Origin of the sequence: Rhodohalobacter sp. 614A, assembly GCF_021462415.1 — a bacterium.
In the GTDB taxonomy this organism is placed as follows: Bacteria; Bacteroidota; Rhodothermia; order Balneolales; family Balneolaceae; genus Rhodohalobacter.
In genome coordinates, this window is record NZ_JAKEDS010000001.1 from 834,206 (window position 1) to 854,475 (window position 20,270).

17 protein-coding genes are annotated in these 20,270 nt (G+C 44.5%); 2 read left to right on the top strand and 15 right to left on the bottom strand.

What is annotated here, in order from left to right:
• Positions 1-302: 302 nt before the first annotated feature.
• Entirely contained in the window at positions 303-1,286 is a 984-nt protein-coding gene (locus L0B18_RS03160; RefSeq protein WP_234567785.1) for a Gfo/Idh/MocA family protein, read from the top strand.
• Between the two features lie 66 nt (positions 1,287-1,352).
• On the opposite strand, the gene pgm is transcribed toward L0B18_RS03160, so the two are convergent.
• The 11 genes from pgm to L0B18_RS03215 form a co-directional block, all read right to left on the bottom strand.
• Positions 1,353-2,999 (bottom strand): phosphoglucomutase (alpha-D-glucose-1,6-bisphosphate-dependent), encoded by a 1,647-nt coding sequence (gene pgm, locus L0B18_RS03165; protein WP_234567787.1) that lies wholly within the window; start codon positions 2,997-2,999, stop codon positions 1,353-1,355.
• A gap of 144 nt (positions 3,000-3,143) precedes the next feature.
• Positions 3,144-3,812, bottom strand: coding sequence for a nitroreductase family protein (locus L0B18_RS03170; RefSeq protein ID WP_234567790.1), 669 nt, complete (start codon positions 3,810-3,812; stop codon positions 3,144-3,146).
• A gap of 64 nt (positions 3,813-3,876) precedes the next feature.
• Complete coding sequence (locus tag L0B18_RS03175; RefSeq protein WP_234567791.1) at positions 3,877-4,632, bottom strand: LytR/AlgR family response regulator transcription factor; 756 nt, start codon at positions 4,630-4,632, stop codon at positions 3,877-3,879.
• Positions 4,633-4,649: 17 nt separating this feature from the next.
• Positions 4,650-5,711 carry a sensor histidine kinase gene (locus tag L0B18_RS03180; RefSeq protein ID WP_234567794.1) on the bottom strand — a complete coding sequence of 354 codons (1,062 nt, stop codon included), beginning with the start codon at positions 5,709-5,711 and terminating at the stop codon, positions 4,650-4,652.
• 113 nt (positions 5,712-5,824) lie between these two features.
• Entirely contained in the window at positions 5,825-6,412 is a 588-nt protein-coding gene (locus L0B18_RS03185; RefSeq protein WP_234567796.1) for an outer membrane beta-barrel protein, read from the bottom strand.
• 267 nt (positions 6,413-6,679) lie between these two features.
• Positions 6,680-7,405: a DUF72 domain-containing protein gene (locus L0B18_RS03190; protein WP_234567797.1), complete on the bottom strand. Its 726-nt coding sequence runs from the start codon at positions 7,403-7,405 to the stop codon at positions 6,680-6,682.
• Positions 7,406-7,450: 45 nt separating this feature from the next.
• Entirely contained in the window at positions 7,451-7,729 is a 279-nt protein-coding gene (locus L0B18_RS03195; RefSeq protein WP_234567799.1) for a hypothetical protein, read from the bottom strand.
• Positions 7,730-7,849: 120 nt separating this feature from the next.
• Entirely contained in the window at positions 7,850-8,794 is a 945-nt protein-coding gene (locus L0B18_RS03200; protein WP_234567802.1) for a hypothetical protein, read from the bottom strand.
• Between the two features lie 216 nt (positions 8,795-9,010).
• On the bottom strand, positions 9,011-10,021 hold the full coding sequence (locus tag L0B18_RS03205) for a dihydroorotate dehydrogenase-like protein (RefSeq protein ID WP_234567805.1): 1,011 nt from the start codon (positions 10,019-10,021) through the stop codon (positions 9,011-9,013).
• Complete coding sequence (nifJ, locus tag L0B18_RS03210; RefSeq protein ID WP_234567807.1) at positions 10,011-13,589, bottom strand: pyruvate:ferredoxin (flavodoxin) oxidoreductase; 3,579 nt, start codon at positions 13,587-13,589, stop codon at positions 10,011-10,013. Before nifJ ends, L0B18_RS03205 begins: the two co-directional genes overlap by 11 nt.
• 132 nt (positions 13,590-13,721) lie before the next feature.
• Positions 13,722-14,441, bottom strand: a complete 720-nt coding sequence (locus L0B18_RS03215) for an HAD family hydrolase (protein ID WP_234567808.1) — start codon at positions 14,439-14,441, stop codon at positions 13,722-13,724.
• Between the two features lie 386 nt (positions 14,442-14,827).
• Here L0B18_RS03215 and L0B18_RS03220 point away from each other — a divergent pair, with 386 nt between their 5' ends.
• Positions 14,828-15,496: an alpha/beta hydrolase gene (locus tag L0B18_RS03220; protein ID WP_234567810.1), complete on the top strand. Its 669-nt coding sequence runs from the start codon at positions 14,828-14,830 to the stop codon at positions 15,494-15,496.
• Positions 15,497-15,540: 44 nt separating this feature from the next.
• On the opposite strand, the gene L0B18_RS03225 is transcribed toward L0B18_RS03220, so the two are convergent.
• The 4 genes from L0B18_RS03225 to L0B18_RS03240 form a co-directional block, all read right to left on the bottom strand.
• A complete protein-coding gene (locus L0B18_RS03225) occupies positions 15,541-16,209 on the bottom strand; it encodes a response regulator (protein WP_234567812.1) in 669 nt (222 codons plus the stop codon).
• A 168-nt stretch (positions 16,210-16,377) separates the two neighbouring features.
• Positions 16,378-17,751, bottom strand: a complete 1,374-nt coding sequence (locus L0B18_RS03230; protein ID WP_234567813.1) for an alkaline phosphatase family protein — start codon at positions 17,749-17,751, stop codon at positions 16,378-16,380.
• Positions 17,744-18,979: a metabolite traffic protein EboE gene (gene eboE, locus L0B18_RS03235; protein ID WP_234567815.1), complete on the bottom strand. Its 1,236-nt coding sequence runs from the start codon at positions 18,977-18,979 to the stop codon at positions 17,744-17,746. The genes L0B18_RS03230 and eboE overlap by 8 nt, the downstream gene beginning before the upstream one ends.
• Before the next feature lie 16 nt (positions 18,980-18,995).
• Positions 18,996-20,174 carry a 3-dehydroquinate synthase gene (locus L0B18_RS03240; RefSeq protein WP_234567818.1) on the bottom strand — a complete coding sequence of 393 codons (1,179 nt, stop codon included), beginning with the start codon at positions 20,172-20,174 and terminating at the stop codon, positions 18,996-18,998.
• Positions 20,175-20,270 lie beyond the last annotated feature (96 nt).

Below are 20,270 nucleotides of genomic sequence, written 5' to 3' on the forward strand. Positions count from 1 at the left end.
GATATTTAAACAATTGGACTTAACCAATCTAAGATTATATAAAAAGAAGATGAGTTTCGGAAAAAGAACTCGAACGAAAGCTTACTTCCCAAAATGCCACAACCGCCAACAAACCTAAAATTGCCGTGTCGTTACTCCGTTCCTCATCGCAATGACTGGTTTCATGCCATGTGATAACGCTCTATTTCGGAACAAAACGAGATTTTTTTGGATACCAATACTATCTTTTCTGATTTTATAGAAATCAATTTTAAATGAACGATCTCCGCTCAGGAGAACTTTTTTCAATCTCATTATATATAATGAAAAAAATTCGATTTGGTGTTTTAAGTACGGCGAAAATAGGCGTTCAAAAAGTGATCCCGGCCATACAGAATTCTGAACTTTGTGAGGTTACGGCGATCTCTTCCCGAACCACGGAGCGCGCTCAATCCGTGGCGGATGAACTTTCCATTCCCAAAGCATATGGTTCGTACGAAGAACTTCTAAACGATCCGGATGTGGATGCGATCTACAATCCACTCCCAAACAATCTTCACGTAACGTGGTCTATCAAGGCGCTGGAAGCCGGCAAGCACGTGCTTTGTGAAAAACCTGTCGGGATGGATGCCGAGGAAGTCCGTCAGTTGGAAGCTATATCACACAATTTTCCCGGGTTGAAAATATCCGAGGCGTTTATGTACCGGCAGCACCCACGATGGAAACGAACCGTAGAACTGGTTCGGTCGGGCGAAATCGGAGACCTGAAAGCCATTCATTCGTTCTTTTCGTATTACAATGACGATCCTGAAAATTACCGCAACAGCGCTCATATGGGCGGGGGCGGACTGATGGACATCGGTTGTTATTCCATCTCTCTTTCGAGGCTTTTGTTTAACAGTGAACCCGTTGCCGTTCACGGCGAACTGGAGTACGATCCCGAATTTAAAACTGACCGGTTGGCGTCAGGATTGCTTCGTTTTGAAAATGGAACTTCGGTTTTTACCTGTTCCACCCAAGCGTTTAAAGACCAGTATTTGAAGGTTTACGGCACAAAGGGAAGAATTGAAATGAACTGGCCGTTTAACCCGGATTTCACCCAAAAAACAGTGCTGAGGATTACGGTTCATGATACAGAAACTGTTGAGGAGTTTGATCCCTGTGATCATTTTACGCTTCAGGCAGATGCGTTTGCGACGGCTATTTTAGAAGACGGCCCTGTACCCGTTCCGCTGGAGGATTCCATCCGAAATATGGAAGTGATTGATGCGATGCGGAGCGAATCTGGCGCTGCACATTCAATGTAAATCGATTCATCCCGGATTCACTGATCCCAGAGGTTTCCTTTGAAATCGACGGACTAAAACTACGATCTATTTTCCAAGCACCGAATCTACAATTTGTTTCGCTTCCTCCTGAATTTTCTTGAGGTGATCAGGTCCTTTAAAGCTCTCCGTATAGATCTTGTAGATATCTTCGGTTCCGGAGGGGCGCGCTGCAAACCAGCCGTTTTCCGTTTCCACTTTTAGTCCGCCAATCGGTGCGTCATTTCCGGGAGCACGAGTGATTTTCTTCTGAATCGGTTCGCCGGCAAGAGAATCCGCTTTCACCTGGTCGGGCGAGAGATCTTTCAAAATGGCTTTTTCGTCGAGTGTTGCGGGCGCATCCAGCCGTTCATAGACCGGGCTTCCGAATCGATCTTCCAATTCTTTGTAATGCACATCCGGGCTTTTACCGGTTTTTGCCGTAATCTCTGCGGAGAGAAGATTTAAAATAATTCCGTCTTTATCGGTGGACCAAACGGTTCCGTCTTTTCTCAGAAACGACGCGCCGGCACTCTCTTCACCGCCAAATCCGAAAGATCCATCCAGCAATCCATTTACAAACCATTTAAAACCAACCGGCACTTCCGCCAGCTTTTTGTTGATGGATTTTGCAACCCGATCAATCATACTGCTGGAAACCAGTGTTTTTCCAACGGCGGCGCCATCACTCCAGCCCGGCCGGTTTTGAAACAGATATTGAATGGCAACTGACAAATAGTGATTCGGATTCATCAACCCGGTTTTGGTCACAATTCCGTGACGATCAAAATCGGTATCATTTCCGAAGGCAATATCGTATTTATCCTTCAGGTCAATCAGGCTGGCCATGGCATAAGGAGAAGAACAGTCCATCCGGATTTTTCCATCTTTATCCACCGTCATAAAGCTGAATGTGGGATCAACACGCGGATTTACCACTTCCAGGTTCAGGTTATACTTTTCAGCAATCGGCTCCCAATACGCAATTCCCGACCCACCCATCGGATCGGCACCGATTTTCAAGCCCGACTCACTGATCACATCCATATCAAGCACGTTTTTTAAGTCATCCGTATACGGGTGGATATAGTCGTGTGTCTTCGTAGAGTTTTTAGCGAGAGCTTTCTTCAGGGGAATCCGGCGAACACCTTTCAAATCCGTTTTCAGATATTTGTTGGCTGTGTTTTGAATCTCATTCGTGATGTCGGTTCCCGCCGGACCGCCATTGACGGCATTATATTTAAAACCACCGTCCGAAGGAGGGTTGTGAGAGGGCGTAATCACCACGCCATCGGCCATATTTTTTGGATCGGATTTGTCTTTGTTCCACGTCAGAATAGCATGTGAAACGGCCGGAGTGGGTGTATATCCAAAATCATTTTGGTAGCGGATTTCAATATCGTTTGCTGCTAACACTTCAATGGCCGAAACCATTGCAGGTTCGGAAAGGGCATGTGTATCCATCCCCAAAAAAAGCGGACCGTTAATACCATTTTTATACCGATAATCGGCCACAGCCTGGCTGATGGCCAAAATGTGGTGTTGATTAAAAGTAGAATCCAGAGCTGTTCCGCGATGGCCGGATGTTCCGAACGAAATCGCGTGTTTTGGATTCTCGCTATCCGGCATTTTGCTGTAATACGATGTAATGAGTCTCGGAATATTTTCAAGTATAGTATGGGGTGCCGGTTTACCTGCAAGTTCGTGGGTCGCCAAAATGATCCTCCCGTTATATTCTAATTTCTATCAGTCATGGTTCAGCACTCCTCCGAAAATGGCTGTTATTACTAAAAATGGCAAGTAACTCGACACAAAAGTAACAGGTATTTTTTGATGCGTTAGCAAAGGCATCTCTTCTTCTCACACAAACGTAGCTATCTCTTCCAAAGGCTTTTTAGTGATATCGGGTACTTTTGCATTCTCCGCGGGATGACCGGTTACCAAAATTAAATACGCTCTTTCATTTGACGGACGGTCTAAAACCTTATTCAGAAATTTCATCGGATTCGGTGTGTGTGTCAGAGTTGCGAGTCCCGAATGATGAAGCGCCGTTATCAATATTCCTGTGGCAATGCCGACAGATTCCTTCACATAATAGTGCTGAATTTTTTCGCCGGTTTCGGTTTCTTCATAATTCTTCGAAAAAATCACAATCAGGCAGGGAGCTGTTTCCAGGTACGGTTTGTTTTCGTCTGTTCCCAGAGGCTCAAGAGCATTCAGCCACTCTTCGGGGGCTTTTTCATTGTAAAACTCCTTTTCAGCTTTTTCGGCCTCAATCCGAATTTTCCTTTTTACTGCGGGATCAGAAACTACAACAAAATGCCACGGTTGCAGATTGGCCCCGTTAGGCGCTGTTCCGGCCGCTTTAATTGCGTCCTGAATCACTTCAACCGGAACCGGCTGATCAGAAAAATCGCGAACTGTTCGCCTTTTTTTGATTTCCTCATAAAAGTCTGCGGCCCGCCTTTTCATTTCTTCGGGTGGGAATTGACGGTAGCCTGGCAAAGGAATAAATTCAGGTTTTGGCATTATGGACAGGATGTATTTTCTGTGAGACCCATTTAAAATAGGAAAGAGCCAAGAGACTTTTAAATCAACTGTTCATCCACTCTTTAAAATCCTGCGAGCGGCTGGTGCTCACCACCGTATCGATATTCCGCCCGGTTGATGGCTTCAGTTCCAGTTTAACGCGGCTTCGGGTCCACGCCATCATGTTTTCAATTGATTCTATGTTGACCATTAGTCCACGGTTAATTCTGAAGAATCCAGCGGGGTCCAGTTCTTTTTCAAGAGCGTCGAGAGAATAGTCTACAGGCAGTTTTTTGTTATTGAAAGTGACTATAAACACGCTTTTATCCTCCGCAAAAATGTAGGAGATTTCATCCGTATTTACTTTTTTCATGATGTCGCCAATTCGAATCAAAAACCGCTCTTTGTACTGTTTTGTTTGATCAGAAAAAACGGCCAACAGTTTTTCTACATCCACCGAAAAAGCTTTACCCATGGTTTTGTATTTCTGAAGGCTCTCCTCCAGCTCTCTTTTTTTAATGGGTTTAAGCAAATAAGCGATACTGTTTACCTGGAATGCTTTAATGGCATACTGATCATAAGCCGTTGTAAATATGATCGGAGTCGTAATATTTACTTGCTCAAAAATGGAAAAGCTGAGTCCATCCGAAAGTTGAATATCCAGAAAAATGAGATCTACTTTGTGTTTGGAAAGCCATTTCACTGACTCCGTCACCGAACCGATTTTCGCCAGCACCTCACACTCCATATCGATCTCCATCAGCATCTCTTCAAGCCGTCGTGCAGCGATGGATTCATCTTCGATTATCAGGACTTTCATCTCATTACTGGTTTTGATTATTCCGTCATTAACGGTAGTTCCACTCTGTATACATCCGTTCCAATATTAAATTGGGGGATCCTTGCACAAACCATGGCGTATCGTTTCTCTAAATTCTTTTGGCCGATTCCGGTGGATTTTCCGAATGTCATTTTGGGCTGTAATGTGTTGGTTACGATTAAATCATCTTCCTTATCGAAGATCTCAATGTGAAGTGGTTTTTCCTTGCTGACCTGGTTGTGTTTGATGGCGTTTTCCAGAACCACCTGCAGCGACAACGGCGGCAGATAGCACGATAACAATTCCGACCGGATATTGACATTGTAATTCAAAAAATCTCCGTGACGAATCTGTTGCAAATACATGTATGATCGCGCGAATTCAAGCTCCTTTTCCAGCGTAACCACAGGCTGTTCAATAGTATCGAGTACGTACCGATAAATGCTTGAAAATTCCTCAATGAACCGTTGCGATTTTTCCGGATCCGTTTCGATCAATCCTGTCAAAACATTCAAACTGTTAAACATAAAATGCGGATTCATCTGGTTTTTCAGAACCTCAAACCGGATTTGTGTGAGTTCTTTCATCAACTCCTCATTTCTCTTTTCAGATTCCGCTTCGGCAATGAAAAAAATCCACGCCTCAAAAATAATCATGATGGAAACATTGCAAATAGCTACAACAATGGAGTTGAACACGTAAGTTCTCAACAAATCTTCTTCGTAATTATTGATGAGGTGAGCCAGTGTTGTAACGGCTACTGCTATAATCACGCCTATCGAAATGGCGGCCATTAACTGGATTATACTTCTCTGAATTGCCTTCTTCTTCCAGGGATAATTCCGGTTCAGGAAGCGTATCAAATACAAGTCCGGGTAGGCTAGAAGAAAGGCGGCAACCAGGCTCAGAAAGGTTCCAAAAATCAAGCGAATTGCAGCTTCACCGGCGGTTTCAATTGTGTAAAATCCGCTGAAATGGTTGTAGGAAATGATGATAATTTGCATGGAAAATGCAATACTCAACAACAGCAGGAAAAGCTTTTTAAACGGAATGATGGTATGCAATTTTGAAGAAGCCATGGTCTACCTGAAAGTTACTGTTCTGTTATCTCTTAATTAAATAAAGATTGCTTTGTGAAGCCTGATCTGCACTTTAAAATCAGGCTTACAAAGCATTGAGTTTGGTGATTTGTTTAGAAGGTTTTGTAGAAACCAATCTGGGTTGATAGGGTGTTCAGTTTTGAGCTGAACTCGTCTGCACCCGATTCAAAATCTCTGGAGAGTGAACTGAATTTTACTGAAGGGACCAATGCCCAGGATCGCCCCAAAGGAAGTTCTACCCCGCTGGCAAGTTGCCATCCCAAACCATGTCCGGTATCGGCAACGATATCGCCATCGTTATTTTCAATTTCTACGTGATCGTAAATTCCACCGGCCCGAAGCACGTAGTTCAGCTTATTATTCATCAGTGGATGCTTGAACTGAATACCAAACGTATAACCGGTTTCTTCAAAGTCCATATTGGTTCCGGCAAAAGATTGATCCACACCAAATTTTTTCCATCCCCAGCCGAGGTAAACACCGGTGTGATCCATGAACCTGTAATGGAAAGTTCCTTCAAAGCCCAGCCCGGTTTTAAGGTTGGCATCACCAATATCGGCGGTAGCGTAGGATGCGCCTGTTGCAAATTCGAATGCCCATCGGTTTTGATGGGTTTGTGCGGTTGCGTTCAGTGCCAGGACTGTCAGTATTGTAATGAGTAAGAATTTTTTTGTTTTCATCGTCTTGAGATTTAATTGTTACGGTTGCTTTCGTAGCTATGGGAAATGTAGGAGGGTGTGGCTGGCGCAACAATTTGATCCCGATGAATGCGCAAACAGAAAAGATGAATTCGTAAATAGTGAAGATGAACAGATCCGAAGTTTTGACTTTCTATGATGTACTGTTTGAGACGAATAATCGATAGAAAAGTCTTTTATACTTGGGCAAAGTAAGTCTTCAGATCAGGATAAATTTTGGCGCATGTTCAGAGATCTATTCAGGGCTTTTTACCCTACCATGTCTTTCAACTCCAGAGCGTTCTGCGGAGCAAATCCCTGCTCATCGTTATCAAAATAGAGATACACATCTTTATCTTCATAACGCCATTCGTGGAGGCGATCTGTCCACCACGCCAATTGATCGTAATTGTATTTTCCCTGATATTTAAAATCAGATGGACCATGAAGCCGTACATACACAAAATCAGCAGTCACCTCCATCGGGCTTTGATAACCAGCCAAATCATAAATACAAAACGCCGCATTTTTTTCTCTCAAGATGTTAAATGTTGCATCGTTGATCCAGCTTTCATCCCGGAATTCAAAAACAGTCTTCACGTCATCGGGAAGAAGTTCTGTAAAATTTCGCAGTCGCTCTTCATTAAAGTTCCAGTTTGGCGGGAGCTGAAACAGAACCGGGCCCAGTTTTTCGCCAAACGCCTCAAATACGTTGAGCATGTTATCGAGGCTCTCTTGCGGTTCTTTCAGCTTTTTCATGTGAGTGATATAACGGCTGGCTTTTGCTGAAAATTTGAAATGATCAGGCACTGTATTTTTCCAGTTCTCAACTGTTTCCGGATTGGGAAGGTTATAGAATGTGTTGTTTACTTCTACCGTTTCAAACTGTCCCTGGTAATGTTCCAGCCATTTGTCTTTTGGAAGTTCTTCAGGGTAAAACGGTCCGCTCCAATGATCATAATTCCATCCGGAAGTGCCGATGTGAATCTCTGCCATATTGATGAACTTTCTTTATGCAATGAATAGAGTAAAAAAACTTATTTACTCGCTTTTCTCTTTTTCTAAAATTCTCTCGATACGATCTCTTGCCATTGTTATAATCGGATCTACAGAGGTGTCTGTTTCTTCCTCTAATTGAGTGATGATCCGTTCACCAAGTTTCTCATAGATCTCTTTCCAAAACAGGTATCGTTGGTTTCTGGCAACCTCTTTGGCGAGCAATTTTTGATGGGCGTCACCAATCACTTCTTCTGCTTCTTCATGTCTTTTGCAGACTTTCAGGGTGGTGAGCACTTCGTTTTTCAAATCATCCAAACTCATTTTATTTCTCCCTGGAGTTTAGTTTAAACCTCTTCCACTATTATCATATTCAGATAACAGCCATTGGGTTCCATTCGGTTTAAAAAAAGAAGTATGGGTACCGTTTGAGGGGAATTCTTATCAATAAACTTCTAAGAACATTCTTTCGCTGGCTTTCACCTCGGTTTTTAACTGGTCTCTCGTCCAGTCCATTGGGTCCACATCTTTAATACTGTCTTTAAGCTCAATGTAATCGAACAGCCCAAGCATTCCCAAAATCTGGAAGATTCCGGTTTCCATTCCTTTTAAACCGCAGACGTAAATCAGGGTATTATCTTTTTCAAGAATGGGAAACAGCAATTCTTTTTGATCGAGGAGTGAATACTGAACATATGGCTTGGTGCCGTCCGGGCGTGCATCTTCCCGTGATATTGACTTCAGGTAATGGAAGTTTTTGTGTTTCTCGTCCAAATCATCAAACAACTCTCTGTATAAAAGGTCTGTTCGGTATGGACATCCAAAAGCCATTACCACATCATTTTTTGTGTCTGACCGCATCAAATCCAGAACCATTCCCCGGAAAGGAGCGATACCGGTTCCCGTAGCCATAAATACATAATTATAGTCTTCCGGGTTTTCCGGAAGAATGAATCGTTTCCCGCTGGGGCCGGTCATCCAAAGTTTATCGCCAGCTTTTTTATCGCAGAGGAAGTTGGAGCAAACACCGAGAAATAGTTCCTGGGTATCCCAGTTTTCGTCAATTACCCGTTTAACGGTAGTTGCATAAATTTTGCCATTTCCATCTTCGCCTCCGGTGGGAGAGCAGGTTGAGTAGAGACGAACTTTATGGGGACGACCATTTTCATCTTCACCATCCGCCAAAACACCCACAGCCTGGCCGGGCACAATACAATTTTCAAGTAGTGTACCGGAAACATCAAACTCAATATGTCTCACAAAATTTGGACTGGCAGCATCGGTACAAATCTCACTTTTTGTGATCGGTATTTCCACCGGATTTCGTGGCTTGTAATGGTGCATCTCCACTTCCGGCAGGCGCAAAATTTTTTCGGTGACTTCAGGCATAGCTCTCAGATTAATTTCTTGTTTGGGTTTAAAAATTCCTCTTTTCCCGAAAGAATCCCTTTGGGAGAAGGGGCGCAGGGTGATGCATTTCGTAAAACCAGCTTCGAATTTATATACCGAATTAAGTCCGAGAGGTCATCCCCCTGAATCAACAACATTGATTCATTCCCCTTTTGAAGGGGAAGTTGTCAATTAAAAAATTTCTTCTCAAAAATCCTATTTAACTGTTTGATGTGGTTTGTAGCTTTGCAGAATTCTCAAGTAGTTTGCCCGTTCAAAAGCAGCCGGTTCTGCAACAGAAGCCGAACTCATCGCTCCCTTCATTTGATAAACGGATTCGTACCCTTTCATCTCCATCCAGTTCTCAAGATCCCTAAGCAATACACTTACCTCCTGGATTCCCTTTTTGAGAAGAAGCGATGTTGCCATAGCCACATCAGCGCCGGCCAGTATCATTTTGATTACATCTTCTGCTGTATGAATGCCTGTTGTAGCGGCCAGGCTGCAAGTTATATACGGTCGAAGAATCGCTATCCAGCGCAATGGCAATCTCTTCTCAAACGGATAACTGAGCTCCAGGCTTGGCAAAACTTCCAGGTTTTCAAGATCAAAATCCGGCTGATAAAAACGGTTGAACAGAACCAGGCCGTCAGCACCTGCTCCCTGCAACAGTTTGGCCATATTGGCAAACGATGTAAAGTAAGGCGAAAGCTTAATCGCCACCGGAATATGAACTGATTTCTTCACAGCACGCACATTATCGTAATACATCTGCTCAATCATGGCCGAGGTTCGATCCGGATCAGCCGCGATGTAATAAATGTTCAACTCAATAGCATCCGCTCCGGCCTCTTCCATCTTTTGTGCGTATGACATCCATCCGCCTTTTGACACGCCGTTCAGGCTCCCGATAATTGGAATATCAACGGACTCCTTTAGAATCCGGATATGCTCCAGGTATTCTTCGGCCTCAACATTGTTGAACTCCTCCGGTTCAGGGAAATAGCTGATCGCCTCCGCGTAACTCTCCCCGGTTGTGGTCAGAAAGTGATCCAGTGCACGGTTTTCTCTCTCGATCTGCTCTTCAAAAAGTGAATAGAGAACAACGGCCGCGGCTCCCATATCTTCCATCTTTTTAACGTTTCCAACATCACTGGAAAGCGGAGATGCCGAAGGCACAATTGGATTTTTTAGTTTGATTCCGAGGTAGGTGGTTTCAAGATTCATACATGTGCTCCATCTTTTCGTATAGTTTCCAGCGGTTGTCTACTTCGTGCTGTGCCTGTTCCATCATCACTTTTGCAGTTTTGGGATCAGACTTGCTCAGCATCAGGTAACGCATTTCGTTGTAAGCGTAGTCCTTAAATGGAATTTTTGGTGCTCGCGAATCAAGCTGGAACGGATTCTTACCCTCATCAGCCAGAAGCGGATTATACCTGAACAACGGCCAGTAGCCGGAATCCACTGCCAGTTTCTGCTGATCCAATCCATACTTCATATTGTACCCGTGAGCAATACAGTGGCTATACGCAATAATGAGAGATGGTCCCGGATACTGTTCGGCTTCTATCATGGCTTTCAGAACCTGTTTGTCATTGGCTCCCATCGCCACCCTGGCCACATATGCATGGCCACTGCTCACCGCCATCAATCCAAGATCTTTTTTGGGTGATTCTTTCCCGCCGGCCGCAAATTTGGCAACGGCTCCTAACGGCGTTGCTTTTGATCGTTGTCCGCCGGTATTGGAATAAACTTCCGTATCCAAAACCAGGATGTTCACATCGCGGCCACTGGCCAGTACGTGATCGAGTCCGCCATAACCGATATCGTACGCCCAGCCGTCTCCGCCGATAATCCAGACGCTCTTGCGAACGAGATAATCGGCAAGGCTTGCCAGCATATGAGCTTCGGATGAATTCAATTCAGCCAGGACTTTTTTCAGCTCTTTTACCCGGTTTCGCTGATCAAGAATTCCGAGTTCTGAAGATTGATCGGCTTCCATCAAACCGTGCTTAAGTTCCTCGGAAACCGATCCGTTCATTCTATTCAGAAGGTGTAAAGCCTGTTCTTTCTGTTTATCGATAGTAACCCGGAATCCCAACCCAAATTCGGCATTATCCTCAAACAGAGAGTTAGACCATGCCGGACCTAACCCGTCCGCGTTTTTCGTCCATGGTGTTGTGGGGAGGTTGCCACCATAAATGGATGAGCAGCCGGTTGCGTTGGCTACCACCATTCGGTCGCCAAAGAGTTGAGTTGCCAGTTTAATGTATGGTGTTTCACCGCACCCCGAACAAGCCCCGGAGAATTCAAACAGGGGTTGCAAATACTGTGACTCTTTGAGCACTCCCGGATGCAGTTTGGTTCGATCGTATTCCGGCAGACTTTGGAAAAATTCCCAGTTCTCTTTTTCCTGTTCCATCACTGGTTCAACCCAGTCCATGTTTAACGCTTTCAGGCCGACTTGCTGCCTGTTTTTCACGGGACAAACTTCTACGCACAATTCACATCCGGTACAATCTTCCGGCGAAATCTGGATCGACACTTTTGTTTGATCGGGCCACTCCCGTCCTTTGGCATCCATATATTTGAAGGTTTCAGGAGCCGCTTCGAGGTAGGATTCATCATATGCTTTTACCCGAATCACAGCATGCGGACAAACCATCACGCACTTGCTGCATTGAATACAAATGTCGGGATCGAGCACGGGAATTTGTTGCGAGATGTTTCTCTTTTCCCACTTGGATGTGCCGCTGGCAAAGGTGCCGTCTACCGGGAAAGCACTTACCGGCAAGTCGTCTCCCTGTCCGGAGATGATTTCGGCAATTACTTTTTGAACAAATTCAGGGGCTTCCTTAGGTACAATACTTCTCATACTTCTGGCTGATGTTATGGTATCAGCCCCTGAATCTGTTTTTGGTACATCTATTTCAAACAGGTTTGCGACGGCATTATCAACCGCCCTGTAATTCGACTCAGCAATCTCTCTTCCTTTTTTGCCATATGTTTTTTTAATGGCCTCCTTAATCTGCAAAATTGCTGTCTCTCTGTCAAGAATATTAGAGATACCGAAAAAACAAGCCTGCATTACGGTATTGATACGATCACCAACGCCACTCTCTCTTGCTACTTTATAGCCATCTATGCAGTAGAATTTGAGGCCTTTCTTGATGATTTGCTCCTGCACCTTATCCGGCAAAAAATCCCAAACCTTGTCTTTTGGCCAAGGGGCATTCAGCAAAAATGTAGCGCCTTCTTTGGCATATTTCAGCATATCAAACTTGTCGAGGAATGTTTGCTGATGGCATGCTACGAAATCAGCCTCTTTTATCAAGTATGTAGAGCGAATCGGGTTCTCTCCAAAGCGCAGGTGCGAGGTGGTCATTGCGCCCGATTTTTTTGAATCGTACACAAAGTACCCCTGTACGTGATAATCTGTATTCTCCCCGATAATCTTGATGGAATTTTTGTTGGCACTTACGGTTCCGTCTGATCCCAGCCCGAAAAAGACAGCTTCAAACGCTTTTCCTTCTCTCTCGGTTTTCTCACCGTTGAAAGGCAGGCTTGTATTTGTAACGTCATCATGAATACCGACCGTAAAATGATTTTTCGGTTTTCCTGATGAAAGCTCTGCATAAACGGATTTCACCATTGCGGGTGTAAACTCTTTTGATGAAAGCCCGTACCGGCCGCCGATAATTTTTGGTGTCTCTCCGAATTTCGGCTTCTCCTGATCTGTTTGCTCTCTGAATGCCGTTATAATATCCGCGTAAAGCGGCTCTCCTGTACTTCCGGGTTCCTTGGTTCGATCCAATACTGCAATCGACTTCACAGTTTCGGGTAGTGCTTCCATCAAGGCGGAAGTGTCAAACGGCCGGTAAAGGCGAACTTTCAATAAGCCAACTTTCTCTCCCTTTTTAGTCAGCGCGTCCACGGTTTCGTGGGCGGTTTCAGTGCCCGATCCCATCATGATGATGACTCTCTCTGCGTCATCTGCTCCATGATAGTCAAACAGGTGATAGGACCGGCCGGTTAGTTCGGCAAATCGGTCCATCACTTTTTGAACAATTTCGGGACAAGCCAAATAGTAGTTGTTTACGGCCTCTCTTGATTGGAAAAATACATCCGGGTTTTGAGCGGTTCCCCGGACAAATGGTGCGTCTGGCGTTAAAGCTCTGTCTCGATGCGCAATCACATATTGATCATCAATCATTGCGCGCATCTGTTCTTCGGTTACTTCAACAATTTTCTGAATTTCGTGCGAGGTCCGGAAGCCATCGAAAAAGTGGATAAACGGAATGCGTGATTCCAGGGAAGCCGCATGTGAAATCAAAGCCAGGTCCATCGCTTCCTGAACACTGTTGGATGCGATCATTCCCATGCCTGTTCCGCGAACGGCCATTACATCACTGTGATCCCCAAAAATCGACAGAGCGTGTGTTGCAACCGATCGTGCCGCTACATGAATAACCATAGGAGTTAGCTCGCCGGCAATTTTGAAAAGATTCGGCATCATAAGCAGTAGCCCCTGCGATGCCGTAAATGTTGTGGTCAATGCACCTGTTTGCAGAGCACCGTGAACAGTTCCTGCAGCGCCTCCTTCACTTTGCATTTCCACAACATCAGGCACTGTACCCCATATATTCTTTTTTCCGGCCATAGACCAGGCATCGGCCCATTCGCCCATTGGAGAAGCCGGTGTGATCGGGTAAATAGCGATCACTTCGTTGACCTTATGCGCCACTCTTGCTACGGCTTCGTTAGCATCTAATGTAGTTGTTTTGAGATGTTTCATTATCCCTCCGGCTCTCCATTTTCGGGGTTCTCTGTCTTTTAAAATAATTGATGAGAACCGCTTCCAAAACAAGGTATAATCTGAAGTCTGCCTAGGGGAATTGCTTAGTCTAAATCACCTTCTTCGGATGAGTCATTTCAAAGAGGATACGAAATACCCCGCCTCTTCTTTTCCTTTTGGATAAACGGTGACTCTGCCGGATTCCCGAACAACTTGTGCTTTTTGAAAGTCGGGCTGAATGGCAATTGCCCCTGCCTCCATCAACGCCGGAGCCAGGCTTTCTTCGTTAATTCCAACCACTGTGCACCCAGCTTCTGATGCAGCTTTCACACCACTAACAGAATCTTCAAAAACCAGTACTTTTTGCGGATTCACTTTCATTTTCTTGGCCGCAAGAAGATAGCATTCCGGATTTGGCTTTCCGTTTTTCACAAGATTAGCGGTGACCATTACCTCGAACGGAGATGGAAAACTTAATCCCTCAAGCATGATGTCAACTTTGCCGGGCAGGGCGCTCGTCACCAGGCCAATGCGAATTCCTTCATCCGAGCACTGTTTTAAAAAACACTCCACACCCGGAATCATCGGGTATTTCTCAATGGATGCATCATATTCCCCGCACTCTTTAATAATCTTCTCTCGTGTTTCTTCCGGCAAGTCTGCAAAAAGATCATTTACCGTGGGCCTTGCAGGTCGACCGTGAAATTTCTCTTTTCTTTCATTCACCGGGATTTCAATATCATACTCATCCAGTTTGTTTAACCAAAACTCCTCAACATGCTCTGCGCTGTTGATGATTACACCATCCATATCAAAAATAATAGCCTCGTACAGGCTGGTATCCTTTCTCATTCTCCGTCTGTATTTGTTTGTTAAAATCAGCAATCCGGATGAAAAATCTCATCCCGTTATTTCTCAAACAGTCTTTAAAACAACGAAACTTTCGCAAATAGTTCGGATATTCGGACGTTTCCTTTCAGCACGTCTGATACCTGAAATTACAATAATCCGGTTTCCCCCGCTTTCATGATTTCCCCTCATTTCGGTTGTTTTCCCTATAAATTTATTTTATTCATTTATTGACTCACGCGTAGTGGAAAATCAATCCGGATTGTAGGAAAAATGATTACGTCTCTGATATAAAAATCTGCACATCGCCCGGTTGCCAATACTTACAGATGGTTTTTTGTCTTTTTCGAATATTACGTTTGGTAAAACCCGAACCAGATTTTAAGACCATGTTAACTCATCATATTAATGTTCCGATTGAAGGTGGATATATTGAGTCCACGATCCATAAACCGCCAGAAGCGAAAATCATTGTTTTGATTTCATATGCACCCGGAAGCGGCCGTTTTAACGTGAGAAACAGACGGCTTGTTGAGCAACTTGACAATGCCGGTTTTGCCACACTCCTGTGTGACTGGACCCAGGTAAAAGAGATGAATGAGCATTTCGATCATTTAAAAATGGCTGAAAGTCTTGCCGTCATTGTTCGGTGGTTAAAAAATCACCGTGCCTTTAAAAACTTATCCCCAACTCTTTACGGTTCCGGCACAGGGGCTGCTTTCTCAATGATTGCCGCTTCAGAAATGGAAGATTCCATCAAAGCCGTAGTGACCCGAAACGGCAGGCTTGAAACCGCCGAGCCGTACCTGGCAAAAATAAAATCGCCAACCTTTATCACTGTTGGAGAAAAGGATTTTCACTTACTCCAATCCAACAAAAAAGTTTATGAAAAACTTGATTGCCCCAAACGGCTGGTCGTTTTACCGGGAATCACTCCATTCTTTGAAGAGCCGAAAAAAATGGAGCGTGTTGGAAAATTGTCAATCGAGTGGATTCAAAAACATTCGCTTTCCCGAACTGATTCCTCAGCACGGGAAGATATGGCTCAGCGTACATAGGTTTTTGTCCAACCGGTTACGCTCTGCCACTTTCTTCCCAAACTTTAAAATTCACTCTCTATCCATTTAACTGCGTTGAACATCAACTCGGTTGAATTTTTGAAATTGAGTTTGTCCTTTATTCTGGAGCGGTATGTTTCAATAGTTTTTGGAGACAGGTGAAGTTGCAAGGCAATCTCGTTACTGCTCATTCCTTTGCCGATCAGTTCAAATACTTCAAGCTCTCTGTCGCTTAATACTTCCAAAGGGGAAGAGAGCACTTCCTTTTTCCCCTGAAGTGTGTTTAGCAGCAGCTTTTCGCTCAGCTCCTCACTAACGTATAAACCTCCATTTAACACTTTTCGAACGGCCTTTACCAGAACTTCACTTGCTTCAAACTTCATGACATAGGCTTTGGCCCCAGCCCGCAACGCTCTCTCCGCATAAATGGATTCTTCGTGCCTGGAAAGGATTAGTATTTTTTGATCCGGCTTTTGAAAAATCACATTTTTGACAAGCTCAATTCCATTCATGCCGGGAAGCGAGATGTCCACAATCATCAAATCAACCGCCACCGTATCTATAATTTCGAGGAGTTGCTCGGCCGTCTCAAGCTGATGGGTTACTTCCAGATCCTTCTCCAACTCCAAGATACCGGTGATTCCCTTTCTCACCACAGAGTGATCATCAACAATCAGAACCTTCTTTTTGAATATTGATTGATTGGGTGCCATGATTTCTCATGCCATGTTTAAACCGAGCTGCATCACAATAACAATCGGCTGATACAGACTATATAATCAATCTATTCATTTCCGGCTTTATATCATAAAGATATGGGTTACCACTTTTGAAAAGTACGGCTTCGCATCCTCCAACTTTTATCTCGAATGCGGGTTCATTTAACTGCTGATATGTTTATAGAGAATGTCAAAAACGTCCGTCGGCTTCACTGTATCACCTTCGGCTATCAAATCTTTCTGGCGGGATGAAATAAACGCACCTTTTCCGGGAGAACTGTGCCGGCCATGCGAACCTTTTACTCCTTCAGCCCTCAATGGAATCAAATCCATTTTGTATCGAAACCCAAGTTTTTTTTGAAGTAACCTCAGACCGGCTTTAGCCATCGGGAATCGAATGGAGGGGTCTACCAAAAGCTCGGCGGGATCGTATCCCGGTTTGGTGTGGATATCGACCGTGGGAGCGAAATCGGGCGCTTTATCATCCTCCAACCAGTAGTAATAGGTAAACCATGCATTCGGTTCTGCCACGGCTACCAGCTCGCCCGATCGTTCATGATCGATCCCTTCCTCTTTTTTCTCCTCGCTTCCCAAAATCCGGTCCACACCAGGGACTTTTTCCAGCAACTCTTTGATTTTGGGAATTTCGGATGATTCCCTGATATAAATATGAGCAACCTGGTGATCGGCTACCGCAAAGGCCCGGCTGGACCCGGGAATCAAAATCTCACCGCCCTTTTCTTCACGAACGGTTATATACCCATTTTCCCGCAAAACCCGGTTTAGAGAAACCGGCTGATCAACCGAATCGATTCCGTACTCGGAAAGGAGCAACACTCGCGTATCGTGTTGTTCATAAAATTCAATCAAATTTTTGCACACCGTGTCAATTTCATTCAGGTCTTTTTTGATTTCACGATCATTTGGACCGACTCTTTGAAAGTTGTAATCGAGGTGCGGAAGGTAAATCAGTGTGAGAGTTGGATCGTACGTTTTAGCCGCCATCTTAGCCGATTCGGCAATCCATTCTGTGGACTCTATGGATGTATTCGGTCCCCAAAACTTGAAGAGCGGAAACTGGCCGAGGGAATCCTGCAACTGATCACGGAACGACATCGGCTTGGTGAGAATGTCGGGAATCTTTACACCGTCAGCCCGGTAAATAGGGCGGGGTGTGATCAGATAATCAACTGACGAATTCATGTTGTACCACCAAAACAGGTTTGCACAGGTAAAATCGGGATTTTCCTTTTTGAGCACATCCCAGATTTTGGGAGCCTGGACAAGCTGGTTCGATTGCCGCCAGAATTTGATTTCATCCATCTCCCGGAAATACCATCCGTTTCCAACAATGCCATGTTTGGAAGGCAATTTCCCGGTCAGATAAGTTGCCTGAACAGAACAGGTTACGGCCGGCAGAATTGACTCAACCGGTTTGATTATCCCTTTCTTTGTCCACTCTGCAAGAAAAGGCGTATGCTCCCCGATCAGATCGGGAGTCAGACCCACAATATTCAGAACAGCCGTTTTATTCATGGCTCTTCTCCGCAGAATTTATGACACCCACAAACCAGTCAATCTCCCGTTCAATACTATCTGCCAGATTTACTCTGAGCGATTCCGGCAGAACTTCCCACGTGTAGGTTTCAATTTCGTAATGGCGACAATCACTGTAAGTTTGCAGGGCTTTAAAAGCGCCGGAAATATGGTCACGGGTTGAGTTCAGCTCTTCCATCTCACCGGTAAAAATGGGTACATGAAAGTGAATGCGCCATTCTGTGGCTTCCTCATCAAAAATGAATTCCAGAGCTTCATCAAGATCCCTGTATTGTCGGAGTGAACCATTGGTTCGTCTTTCCACAACCTGGTGCAGGTACGTTGATTCAACAAACTGTTGAAGCTTCTGTTGAATCGATGTGCGCCTTTCCTTATTTCCCAGATCGGTTTTTACCGCGGCACTGATCTGTGCTTTTCCAATTCTAATTCCGGCTTCAGTAATTTTTTGAACAGCCGTTTCGGGATTTTCATATTCCACCGCAAAATGGCAAGTATCATAGCAGAGACGGATGTGATTTTTTAAAATCTCAACCCCTTTTTCAGTTGAAATGCCTTTTTCATTTTGCAGATATTCACTGCCTTGGGGCCAAAGGTGATCCTGAAAAAACCGAATCGATTCCTCACTGTTTTCTATCAGGCAGTCGGGTTCGGGTTCAATATCCAGATGCAGCTCATTTCCGTCCTCTTCAAAAAACCGATGCATCTCAAATGCCACTTCTGCAAGATGCCCGCAGGATGATTCTATCAGCTCCCGTTTTTCCTCTTCATTCCGGTTCCAGTACTTGTAGGATATCGGCGAAGTAGAGATACCGCCGTCGACATCATCGGGCAACAACTCATTCAAAATTTTGGACAGATCAAGCGTGTATTCCAATCTTTCTTTGCTGTTCCAGTCCGGCTTGTACACGTTGTCTTTCACTTTTTGATGATGAAAAGAGCCGTACGGAAACCCATTCATCGTAAAAACATAGAGATCATTTTCATGCAGCCATTTTTTGAAATGGGGAAGATGATCTCCATCTAACAAATCTTTCGCCGCCATGGCAGAAAGCCTCAAACCAACGCCAAACGGAGCCTCCGGCGAACATCTTTTTTTCAGTTCAGGAAGATAGGTTTTCAGCTCTTTGAAATGATCCTCCCAACGTTCGCCCGGGTGAATATTTGAGCAGTAGGTCAGATGCTGATTTTTACCCGTATTAAATTTCATTGTAATGAGTTACAAGTTACACCGGTTTCTTTTCGAATTTCTTTAACACATTCACAGCTTCCTTGCAGGTTTCCAAATCCATACTGTGAACATTCACGCCTTTCCCGATCTCTTCAAGAAGCATAATTGTCAACTGTCCGCCAAGGTGTTCCCTGAACTCTTCCAGTCCGTGAAGAATAGAATCCTTTGATTCAGGTTCGTCAATCTGATGTCCAAGCTCCGGGACGAACAGGTCAAACCCGCAAGCGGCAAGCAGGTTCAGAATCCGACTCATTTCCTCTTTTGAAATCATCCCTGCGAGATGGGAATAAACGGAATCCAGAGCAATACCGATCGCCACCGCTTCTCCATGACGAAGGCGATAGCCGGTCAGGTGCTCCAGTTTATGAGCCGCCCAGTGTCCAAAATCCAGTGGTCGTGAGGACCCTTTTTCAAACGGATCGCCCGACGTTCGGATGTGTTCCAGGTGAAGTTCTGCACAGCGATAAATCAATTGCTGCATGGCATCCATATCTCGTTCAACCAGTTTGGATGCGGTCTTCTCAATCTCTTCAAAAAAGGCGCGATCTTTGATGAGCGCTACCTTTATGGCTTCTGAAATTCCGGCACGCCAATCCCGGGTTTCAAGAGTTTTGAGAAATCGAACGTCGTTGATAACGGCATCCGGGATCGTAAATGTGCCGAGAAAATTCTTCTTCCCAAATGCATTTATTCCATTTTTTACGCCAAGAGACGCATCGTTTTGGGCAAGAACGGTTGTAGGAATACGAATGAGGCGAATCCCGCGGTGAGCTACGGCGGCGGCATAACCTGCTGCATCAATCACGGCACCGCCGCCAATTACAGCAAGATAGGAGTGACGATCAATCCCGTTTTTCTCAACGGCTTCAAGAATCGTATTCTGAATTGCGGGATCATTTTTAGCAGCTTCTCCTCCGGGAATTACAATCGGCTCCGGCACCAGTTGAAAGACAGAATTGTGTATAGCATGATACGCCCTGATATCATCAAACAGCCCGGGATGTTGGTTGTACATTCCTTCATCAAAAACAAAAAGTACTTTGGAAACCTGCTGTTGGTGGGCTTCCCGGGTAATCAGATGCACGAAAGATTGGTTCTCTTTATCGAATATTCCGCTTGTAAAAATGACATCATATGAATAAGAAACTGAAAAACGCTGCCGAATTGTTTTCATGTAAACAAAAGGTAAATATCGAATCAAAAAATCATTGTGCGAAACTTAGTCCATTTCTTTCAATTTATACACCTTTTATAAACCTTTTTAACAAAT